Consider the following 9,718-nt stretch of genomic DNA (forward strand, 5'->3'; position numbering starts at 1 on the left):
GCGGGGAGGCGGGTGCGTGTGTCGGCGGTCGCGTCGAGCTCGTGGCGCTCGTGGTCGCGGGTGTGGTCGCAGTGAGGGGGTGGTGAGGGAGGTGACGTGGCATGCTGAGGCGACCGAGGGACAGGCCGGGGAGGGTCGGAGCGGCGACTGCTGGACTTCCGGCGGCGACCGCACCCGCGACCCACCACAGCCAATGACAGACGACACCGACGCGACCGACCGCACGGAAACGGGTCCCGACCGGACGGACCCGGAAGAGACCGACACGGACTACTGGACGGAGCCGGCCGGCTCCGGCGGCTTCGGCCGCCTCTCGACCGACGACCTCCGCGGGCTGCTCGACCGCGTCGGGCTGGCAGTGCTGTCGCTGCTCGCGGTCGTGGCTGGCTGGGGGTTCTACAGCCAGTCCGGCAACGCGATCCGCACGTGGTTCGATCCGGCCTACCAGTCCGTGGCGCTCGCGGTGTTCAACCTCGCGGTCCTGCTCGTCGCGCTCGCGGGCGTGGCCCACCAGCTCCGTCGGATCCGCTCGGCGGAGTCCGGCGGGTCCGAGTAGACCGGCGCCGGAGACAGCCGGCGACGACGAGCCGGCCCGCTACTCATCGGGGATCTGCTCGGTGTCCGTCGGGATTTGTTCCACCTGCCCCGCGAGCGTCGCGGCGTCGCCGGCGACGGTGGAGGGCTCGACGCCGGCCTCGCCCGCGACCAGCCTGACGTGTGCGGCGAGCAGCGCGAGCGCGCGGAGTCCCGCCCCCTCCGGGTCGTCGTCGGTGCGCTGGGCGAACGTGGTGTCGACCTCGCCGTCGCGGACGACGCCGACGTGGACCGCGTCGATGTCGTCGCCGTCGAGCAGGTCGCGGGCGCGGGCCAGTTCCGCCTCGAAGTCGTCGCTCGCGGGGGCGTCCGCACCGCCGGCGGCCGCGGATCGGTCGTCGTCGCCGGCGGCCTTGGAGACGGACTCGTCGGAAGCGGGGTCGTCGCTCATGTCATTCCCTCGGACGAGCGAGGTGAAAAGCGCGGCGACGACTTACACGAGACGTCCGAGGGACGAGCGGAGAGGAGGGCGGAGCCGCGACAGGGCGGGGTTACTCCTCGGGCTGGGATTACTCGTCGGGTCGGGGACGCGCGATGAACAGCGCCTCCTCGATGGTGAACGGGTCGTACGTCGACTGGTGGCAGACGCAGTACGAGCCGTCGGCGGCGTCGTAGCGGGCCGACTCCTCTAGCTCCTTGTAGCCCGGAATACAGCAGAAGTGGGTACAGACGTTGAGGTACGCCATGAACCCCTGATCGGTCGAGGCCTGGAGCCACTCGTCGTTCTGGGCCGCCTCCTCGATCTCCGGCGAGCGGATCACGATCGCGTTGAGGTTCGTATCGGAGTCCTCGGAGCGCCACGTGGTCATCGCCGGCTTGCCGACGCCGTCGCTGCCGATCCCGTTCCCCCACTCCTCGTAGTCGTCGAAGTCGTCGATGTGGATCCGGTCGCCGCCCGAGTAGGTGTTCGACTGCCAGTCGTACGGCGGGCCGCTCGCGGCGCGGAACAGGTTGTCGGACTCGAAGTTCGGCTGGACGTTCTCCTGCGACTCGACGCCGCAGTACTGGAACCACGCGCCGGAGTAGGTCGTCCCGCCGAGATCCTCCTGTGCGACCTCGATCTCCTGTCCCTCCTGGGTGATGGTCGTCGTCTCGGGCCAGATGCCCTCAATGTACCCGTCATCGTTGACCTGAACGGGGATCTGCGGGAGCCCGCGGGGCGCCGGACCGCCGGTCTGCGCGATGGTCTTCGCGACCGTCGACCCGCCGCCGACGCCGCCGGCGGTCGTCAGGGTGTTCACGGTCGCCGACCCCATCGCGCCGACCCCAGCGAGGGCCGCGCCGCCGACGACGCCCTTCACGAAGCGTCGCCGCCCGGACTCAGACGGATACTTATCGGACGCACTCATGCTCGCTACTGAGGTTGGATCGGTAAAAAGGGTGACGAACCCTCCACAGCGGCGAGAATCGGAGCCATTCCGGGTCGACGGCGACGCTTCGGAACCGGGCCGCGCTCGGGACCGACGAGTCGCCGCCGCCATCGCCTCCGGCCGGGGTCGGCAAGGAACGTTCGTGATCGAATTTACTCGGAACCGGGGCAAGCATTCGTCTAGCCCACGGATTTAACCGATCCCGACCGAACTGTCTGTGGTATGAAGTTGCATAATCGGGACGTGCGGACGGACGTTCGAGAACTCGGGGCGCTGGTGGGAGACGTCCTGGCCGCACAGGCGTCGACGGACGCGTACGAGACGGTCGAGACGCTGCGGAACGCGGCGATCGATTACCGGCGGGGAGACGCCGCGGACCGGGCCGCCCTCCACGAGGCGGTCGCCGACCTCTCGACGACACGCGAGGAGGTCGTCGCCCGCGCGTTCACGACGTACTTCGAGCTCATCAACCTCGCCGAGGAGCGCGAGCGCGTCCGCGCGGTCCGGAACGCCGACGACGGGACCGCCCTCCACGACTCCTTCGACGCGACGATAGCCGAGTTCGCCGAGGCCGGCGTCGACGCAGACGAACTGGAGGAGCTGCTCGCCGACGTGCTCATCGAGCCGACGTTCACCGCTCACCCCACGGAGGCCCGGCGGTCAACCGTGAAGTCCAAGCTCCGCTCGATCGCGAACCACCTCGGCGAGCTCGACGAGCGCAACCTCACCGACCGCGAGCGGCGCGCCGTCTGGCGCGACGTCACCGCCGAGGTAACCAGCCTGTGGGGCACCCGACAGGTTCGCCAGCGGGCCCCCGAGCCGGAAGACGAGGCGCGCAACGTCCAGTGGTACCTCGAGAACACGCTGTTCGACGTCGTCGGTGACGCCTACGAGGAGTTCGAGGAGACCATCTCGAAGGAGTACGACGACGTCGACTGCCCCAAGCTCTTCGAGTTCCGCTCGTGGGCGGGCTCCGACCGCGACGGCAACCCGTTCGTCACGCCCGAGGTGACCGACGAGACGCTCGAACGCCAGCGCGAGGTCGCCGTCGAGAAGTACCGAGACCGCTGTAAGCGGCTCTCCGCGGTGCTGAGCCAGGACGGCGACCGGTACGCCGACGGCGACGCGCTCGCGGAGTCGCTCGCGGCCGACGCCGAGCGGTTTCCGACCGTCGTCGAGGAGGCGCGCGAGCGGTACCCCGACGAGCCGTACCGGCAGAAGCTCCGGCTGATGCGCGAGCGCCTCGACCGCGTCAACGACGTCCGGCCGGGCGAGTACCCCGACGGCGACGCGTTCCTTGACGACCTCGACGTGATCGCCGAGTCGCTCCGCGAGGACGGACAGGAGTCGGTGCTGGAGTCGTTCGTCGAGCCGTTCCGCCGGCAGGTCGACACGTTCGGGCTCACGCTGGCGTCGCTCGACCTGCGCGACCACCGCGAGAACCACACCGAGGCCGTCGCCGAGGCGGTCGCGGCCGAGGGCGTCGACTACGCCGAGATGGACGAAGACGAGCGCGTCGACTTCCTCACCGAGGCGATCCTCCAAGAGGACCCGGTCGTCGACGTCGACGAACCCGGCGACGTCTCCGAGACGACGGAGCGCGTCCTCCGCCGGTTCGCGTCGTTCGCGGGCTGGCAGGACGAGTACGGCCAGCAGGCGATAGACACCTACTGTATCTCGATGACGGAGGAACCCAGCCACGTGCTGGAGGTGCTCTTCCTGGCCGACCAGGTCGGCGTCGTCTCCTTACCCGACCACTGCGCGGTCGACGTCGTCCCGCTGCTCGAGACCGAATCGGCGCTCAACGGGGCCGAACGCATCCTCGGTACCCTCTTCGAGAACGAGGCGTACGCGGCCGCGCTGAAGGCACGCGACGAGGTCCAAGAGGTCATGCTCGGCTACTCCGACTCCAACAAGGAGAACGGATTCCTCGCCGCGAACTGGGACCTCTACGAGAACCAGCGCCGGATCGCCCGGTTCTGCCGCGAGGAGGAGGTCACCCTCCGGCTGTTCCACGGCCGCGGCGGCTCCATCTCGCGCGGCGGCGGCCCGATGAACGAGGCGCTGACCGCGCTCCCGAACGAGACCGTCACCGGACAGGTGAAGTTCACCGAGCAGGGGGAGGCGATCGCCGAGAAGTACGCCAACCCGCGGATCGCCGAGCGCGAGCTCGAACAGATGCTGGACGCACAGATCCGCGCCCGGAAAGAGGCGAACGAGGAGCCGGTCGAGAACGTCCCGGACCGCTGGGTGGAGGCGATGGAGGTCATGGCGCCCGCCGCCCGGGAGACGTACCGGGAACTGCTGAACAGCGACGGATTCGTCTCCTACTTCGAGCAGGCGACGCCGATCAGCGTCGTCGAGGACCTCAACCTCGGCTCCCGGCCCGCCTCCCGCTCCGGCGAGCGCAGCGTCGAGGACCTCCGCGCGATTCCGTGGGTGTTCTCGTGGACCCAGACGCGGCTCATCCTTCCCGGCTGGTACGCGATCGCCTCGGGGATCGACGCCTACCTCGACGAGGTCGGCGAGGAGGAGGGGATGGAGACGCTCCGCGAGATGTTCGACGAGTGGCCGTTCTTCCGGACCACGCTCGACAACGCCTCGCTGGCGCTCGCGCGCACTGAGCCGGAAATCGCCGCCGAGTACGCCGACCTCGCCGACGACGAGCTCCGCGAGCGCTTCTTCCCCGAACTCGTCGACGAGTACGAGCGCGGCCGCGAGCTAGTGTTGTCGATCAGCGGCCGCGACCAGCTGCTCCGCCGCGAGTGGCTCGAAGAGAGCCTCGACCGCCGGAATCCCTACGTCGACCCCCTGAACCTCCTCCAGGCGAACCTGCTCGGACGCACCCACCGCACCGACGAGGAGGAGCGTACCCTGCGGCTCACCGTCAACGGCATCGCCGCCGGGATGAAAAACACCGGATAACCCGGGGTCGGTCGCTACCAGACGATCTCGTCGCCGACCGCTACCGTTTCCGACTCCACGATGCGGGCGTCGAGCCCGCCGCGACCGTCGAGCGCGGTCACCGCGTCGGACTCCTCCGCGAGATCGGCCATGTAGCCGCAGGGCTCGCAGCGACCCGTCCCCTCGACGGTCGCTTCGCCGACCCGGAACCGCTCGCCGACGAGTTCCCTGAGGTCGACACCACGCGTCGTGACGTTGCGCCGGTGCGCGCCCGCCTCTAGGTCGACGCCGTGTTCGGCGGCCGCGGCCGCAAGCGTCTCGGCCTCAATCAGCGTGATGTCGCTCCGCTCCAACTCCGACTGCTCGTTGTAGATCCCGTCGCCGTCGAAGTAGCGGTCGCCGCGGAGCCCGCGGTCCGCGACCGCCTCGACCGCCTCCCGGGGCTCCGGGTCGCCGCCCGTCCCAGAGGCGACGTGAATTCGTTCGACCGTGCCGACGCGTGACTCCGTCATGCGCGACTCACGGCGGCACTCCGAGACGCGGGAGCAAGAAGGTAGCGGGAGAGCGACCGAAGGAGAGCGTCCGAGGAGAAGAAGGCCGACGCGTATGTGTCGATTTACCCGATATCAGATTTTGTATAGCGGTGTTTGATTTACGACGTGCGCAACGGGCGAACTCGCGAGACGAAGCAGCCGCTTGCGAGACGCGTGCGATGTGACCGAGAAAGCAGTCGCTACGGCGGTAAAGCGGCCAGAAACAGAGATATCGGTTTACGCGTAGCGTTCGAGTTCCGGACGGTCGAGGTCCCCGAAGACCTCGGTCGCGACCTCGGAGAGGAACGCCTCGCCCTCATCGGAGAGGCGGCGACCCTCGCCGGAGGCGGTCGTGACGAGCCCGTCCTCTTCGAGCGCCTGGAGCGACGAACGGATGAGCTTACGCGAGCCCCCCTCGTGCTCGCCGGGGCGGACGATGTAGCGATTGGAGCCGCGCTTCTTCGAGCCGTACTCGGTCGCGAGCCGCTCGATGCCAATCGGCTCGTTCTGCGCGACCTTTCGCAGGAGGCTCGCGGAGCGGACGTACCAGAAGTCGTCCTGCTCCGGCGGGAGCTCCTTGCCCGCGCCGCTTTTGGCGAACTCGACCCAGTCGGGCTCTTCGATCCGGTCCTCGAGGCGGGCGGCGACGGCCTCGATGAGGTCGTCGGCCGGCACGTCGTAGATGGTCACCATTGGGTGTCGATTCACGCCAGCGTCGTTTAAAAGCATCGTATCGCGAACGACCCGTGTGAGCCGTTTTCACGGGATTGCGGGCCGCTGCGGATGACTCACGGTTCGGTGAGCGTGCCGGTCAGCGGCGGTCGCGGCGCTACTCGGCGTACTCGTACTGGCGCTCGTTCATCCGCCCCCAGCCGGTGAAGACGAACTCCCCGTCGGGCTGGGTGAACTCCTCGACCTCGCGCCCGAGGTCGGCGTCGTACTCGTGGACGTCGTGGACGTCCTCGTACTCCTCCCACGTCAGGTCGTAGCGGGCGTCGAGCTGGTCGTCGATGTCGAGCCTCTCGATCTCGGCGCGCCACCCCTCTCGGATCGTCTCGGCGTGGATCTCGGCCTGCGCGCCCGAGCCGTAGGAAGCGACGAGTAGCGTGTCGCCGACGAACTCGCGGTCGCGAGTCAGGGCGTCTCGGAGGGCGCTCACGCGGGCAATGTGGACCGAACTGGTGTACCAGTTGCCGACCTCGCGAGAGAGGCCGAGCGTCGGCTCGACTGCCGTGTCGTACCACGTCTGGTACTGCTCGGTGGTCTTTAGCTCGTCCATGTACCCGCGGATCGCCTCCTCGTAGGCCTCCCGGTCGTCGTACTCGCCTTCGCGGGGCTGGCGGCCGATCTCGTCGGCGAGCGCGTCCTCGTGTGCTGTATCGCGGATGACGTGACGGTAGGCGAGGAGCGCCGCCTTCCGGACCATGCCGGGGAACGGCGTGTGGAACGGCGCGTACGCGAAGTCTTCCAGCTCGATGTCGTCCGTGACGGACTCGTAGTCTTCGAGGGCCTCGCGCATCCGGGAGAGGTACACCTGGACCGACCGCTTCCCGTCGACGCTGGGGAACTGCTGGTTCGGCTTGAGGAAGTCAGTCTCGTCCTTCGAGCCGTACCCCTGGTCCGTCGAGAGCTCGACGATCGAGGGGTCCTCGTCGATCAGCATCGCGACGGCGCCGGCGCCCTGCGTCGCCTCGCCGGGGTCACCGCGAGCGTACAGCGCCGTGTCCGTGGTGATGACGAGCGCGGGGCGGTCGCGGTTCCGGCCAGCGCGGATCCAGTTGTACGCGTCGTCAATGGCCTGCGTTCCGGCGAGGCAGGCGAACTTGCGCTCGCCCTTGTTGGCGTGGGTGAAGTCGCCGTCGTACACCTGTTCGAGGCAGCCGGCGATGTACGTCGACACGGGCTTCGAGTGGTCGAACGCCGACTCGGTGGCGACGTCGATCCGGCCGACGTCCTCGGGTTCGAGCCCTTTCCGGTCCATCAGCCCCTTCGCGGCGTTCGCGCCCATCGTGACGATGTCCTCGTACACGTCGGGGAACGAGGAGTTAGTGAGCCCGAGCCCCTTCGTGTACTTCTCGGGGTCGTCGCCCTTCTCCGGCGCGAACGTCCCCGGCAGGTCGAGTTTGAGCTTCCCGGTCCAGATCTCGATGCCGTCGATCCCGACTGCGGTCATACACGGTCGTTCATGCGGCCGGCATATGGCTTTGTCGATGGGAATTACGTCGATTGTGGAAGTGCTGTCGGAACTCGCATGTGATGCTGCTCAATACAGACGAACTCACTCAATCAGTGTATGATTGTATAGCTCGTCTAATTGTTTCCTCTGCCTGGATTACCCCCGCTCCCGTTCCCGCCCTGTGTCCGTTCCTCCGCATCAAAGTATATCTTTTTGACGCTCCCATCTTCTAGCCGAAGCGAGATCATAATATCTGCGTTAGATTCTGAATTAATGACACCGATTTCTTTTATTCCACTATTAAAATTATCAAATTCAATTTCAGTCTCTACTCCTGATTGAACTGTGACGCTCGGATCAAACACGTATTCAAAGTCTCCGTTACTGGAACTCGCTTCGTTTGATTCGTCACTTGGAGAGTCAACGTAATCCCGAAGTGATCTTGTTCCCAATTAGATAGGCTGGCGCCATCACGAGCAAAAATATCACCCACCCAATAGAAGATGTAAACAGTTGTCGAATGCTATTCGCCGAACAGGTTTGTTTTGTTATGGAGAGTATTCTATATAGAACGTCTTCGTGGTACCATCGTTGAATCCAACATTGACTACGATGTAGCTACCTGAAGGTTGAGTGTTCTGGAACGTGTAGTCGCTCGCATCTCCCGGCAAAGCCACACCCCCTCCTCTTGTGAAGGGACCAAACCTGATCGAGGTTGACCCACTGACGGCGGTGTCATCGATATCTATTGTTGTACCATCAGACGCGTATTGACCATCTTTGGCGTTGTATTGCGGTTTCTCATTAATCCATATTTTTTTGAGATCTGTTCGAGACCCACTTGGCATATTTGTGGTATCGACGCTGGCGTTGACTATTGTGAAGGTTGATCCACCAGTATCGAACCGGAAGAAAAGATGTTCGCCAGAACTGTTGATGTTTATATTGTTGTCAGAAGTTACTTGACTGGAAGCGCCACTATCGCTCCCGTCACTTCCACCATCACTACCACCGCCACCAACAGTGGGCCCGACGTTGTCTTTCGCCGTTTCTCCCGTTGGTTCTCTCTGAATGCCGACCGAATTCACACTGATATTGTCAGGGCTGTCGACCCGAAGCAGCAGCGCCGAGACCCCGCTCGATTGAGGATATGCGGTGTCGTCCATCCCCTGATACGTCACCGAACCATTCTCGATCGACTCGTTCCAGTAGCCGTCCTCGCTGCCGAGTCGTGTCGGTATACGGACGTCGAGTCCTCCAGACAGTTTCGACAGATTGGTCGCATTGCTCGTCGGGTACAGCTCCACAGCAACCTTCCGAGTGCCGGACGCGCTGAAGTCGTTCTGGACGGCGGTCAGTCTGAGCGTGTCGTTGTCGACCAAGATATTCTGATCTTCGATGATTACGGCAGGACGGTTCGAGTCCGTCTCTTCGACGTAGAGAACGGAGTTGTCGTACCACGTCGACCCCGATTCGATCTCGTTGTACCGCGGCCGGTACTCGATAAATCGCGTGGAGACGTTCACTGTGGTGCCGGAGTCGTCGGTGATCGTGATGTTGTACGCGTCGCTGGTCCGCAGCGTTCCCGCCGGGTCTGGCGGGTTGATCGTGAACGTCCTAGTCCGGTAGCTCGTTCCGAGTTTCACGTCGAGGAACTGCGGACGCTCCGACTGTCCGGCAGCGGAAATCGCAGTTCGGAGTTCGACGAGATCATTCTGAACTGCTTCGAAGTGTTCGAACTCCGTCTGTCCGTTCTGCTGCGGAACGATCTGTACCTGATACAGCGAGAGCGCAACAATCAGGAACCCGAAGAGGACCACCGTCCCGATCACGACCGACTGGCCCCGACGGTCGCGACTGAAGCGCATTGTGCGATGTCGTCGCCGAACGGGTATAAAATCCTCCGTTGCCTTCTCAGTCGCGAGAATTGCGTCCGTGCGGCCGCAACCGGTGCGTGCGCGGCTTTAGTCGTCGCTCTTCGGTAGACTGGCGGAACTAGCGGAATACATTGACAGCGATACAGTCCACGAGACTGTGGATCGGTGCCCCAGTAAGGTTCAGTGACCGGAGGAAGCCGTAGGTCCGAGCGGCCTGCTCCAAGCCCTGCTTGGACAGGCCGCGGAACTTCGCCAACCACGGTT

The 9,718-nt window shown here is 65.2% G+C and carries 9 protein-coding genes and 1 pseudogene; 2 read left to right on the forward strand and 8 right to left on the reverse strand.

All coding sequences use genetic code 11. From position 1 onward, the window contains the following. Positions 1–79: 79 nt before the first annotated feature. On the forward strand, positions 80–556 hold the full coding sequence (locus B9G49_RS14550; RefSeq protein ID WP_394334827.1) for a hypothetical protein: 477 nt from the start codon (positions 80–82) through the stop codon (positions 554–556). A 39-nt stretch (positions 557–595) separates the two neighbouring features. Here B9G49_RS14550 and B9G49_RS14555 read toward each other — a convergent pair whose 3' ends face one another. Then, positions 596–985: a hypothetical protein gene (locus B9G49_RS14555; protein ID WP_049930320.1), complete on the reverse strand. Its 390-nt coding sequence runs from the start codon at positions 983–985 to the stop codon at positions 596–598. Between the two features lie 118 nt (positions 986–1,103). Then, positions 1,104–1,943, reverse strand: a complete 840-nt coding sequence (locus B9G49_RS14560; protein WP_086216850.1) for a cytochrome B — start codon at positions 1,941–1,943, stop codon at positions 1,104–1,106. Positions 1,944–2,186: 243 nt separating this feature from the next. Here B9G49_RS14560 and ppc point away from each other — a divergent pair, with 243 nt between their 5' ends. After that, on the forward strand, positions 2,187–4,889 hold the full coding sequence (gene ppc / locus B9G49_RS14565) for a phosphoenolpyruvate carboxylase (protein ID WP_049930316.1): 2,703 nt from the start codon (positions 2,187–2,189) through the stop codon (positions 4,887–4,889). Between the two features lie 14 nt (positions 4,890–4,903). Here ppc and B9G49_RS14570 read toward each other — a convergent pair whose 3' ends face one another. From B9G49_RS14570 to B9G49_RS16370, 6 genes and pseudogenes are all read right to left on the reverse strand, one after another. Further along, the gene (locus tag B9G49_RS14570; protein WP_086216851.1) at positions 4,904–5,380 is read right to left on the reverse strand and encodes an MOSC domain-containing protein; all 477 of its coding nucleotides are present in this window, start codon (positions 5,378–5,380) and stop codon (positions 4,904–4,906) included. A gap of 258 nt (positions 5,381–5,638) precedes the next feature. Further along, a complete protein-coding gene (locus B9G49_RS14575; protein WP_086216852.1) occupies positions 5,639–6,094 on the reverse strand; it encodes a 30S ribosomal protein S19e in 456 nt (151 codons plus the stop codon). Between the two features lie 136 nt (positions 6,095–6,230). After that, the gene (gene hmgB, locus B9G49_RS14580; protein ID WP_049930312.1) at positions 6,231–7,574 is read right to left on the reverse strand and encodes a hydroxymethylglutaryl-CoA synthase; all 1,344 of its coding nucleotides are present in this window, start codon (positions 7,572–7,574) and stop codon (positions 6,231–6,233) included. 137 nt (positions 7,575–7,711) lie between these two features. Next, positions 7,712–8,029, reverse strand: coding sequence for a hypothetical protein (locus tag B9G49_RS16360; protein WP_143414717.1), 318 nt, complete (start codon positions 8,027–8,029; stop codon positions 7,712–7,714). A gap of 96 nt (positions 8,030–8,125) precedes the next feature. Continuing rightward, entirely contained in the window at positions 8,126–9,445 is a 1,320-nt protein-coding gene (locus B9G49_RS16365) for a hypothetical protein (protein ID WP_143414718.1), read from the reverse strand. A 127-nt stretch (positions 9,446–9,572) separates the two neighbouring features. Continuing rightward, a pseudogene (locus B9G49_RS16370) lies at positions 9,573–9,718 on the reverse strand (IS1595 family transposase); the annotation flags it as partial.

The sequence above is a fragment of the Halorubrum sp. SD683 genome (genome assembly GCF_002135045.1).
Classification (GTDB): domain Archaea; phylum Halobacteriota; class Halobacteria; order Halobacteriales; family Haloferacaceae; genus Halorubrum; species Halorubrum ezzemoulense.

Excerpts from the sequence above, each read along its gene's own strand:
- B9G49_RS14555 (WP_049930320.1), bottom strand. The coding sequence starts at position 985 with ATGAGCGACGACCCCGCTTCCGACGAGTCCGTCTCCAAGGCCGCCGGC.
- B9G49_RS14560 (WP_086216850.1), bottom strand. The coding sequence starts at position 1,943 with ATGAGTGCGTCCGATAAGTATCCGTCTGAGTCCGGGCGGCGACGCTTC.
- ppc (WP_049930316.1), top strand. The coding sequence starts at position 2,187 with ATGAAGTTGCATAATCGGGACGTGCGGACGGACGTTCGAGAACTCGGG.
- B9G49_RS14570 (WP_086216851.1), bottom strand. The coding sequence starts at position 5,380 with ATGACGGAGTCACGCGTCGGCACGGTCGAACGAATTCACGTCGCCTCT.
- B9G49_RS14575 (WP_086216852.1), bottom strand. The coding sequence starts at position 6,094 with ATGGTGACCATCTACGACGTGCCGGCCGACGACCTCATCGAGGCCGTC.
- hmgB (WP_049930312.1), bottom strand. The coding sequence starts at position 7,574 with ATGACCGCAGTCGGGATCGACGGCATCGAGATCTGGACCGGGAAGCTC.
- B9G49_RS16365 (WP_143414718.1), bottom strand. The coding sequence starts at position 9,445 with ATGCGCTTCAGTCGCGACCGTCGGGGCCAGTCGGTCGTGATCGGGACG.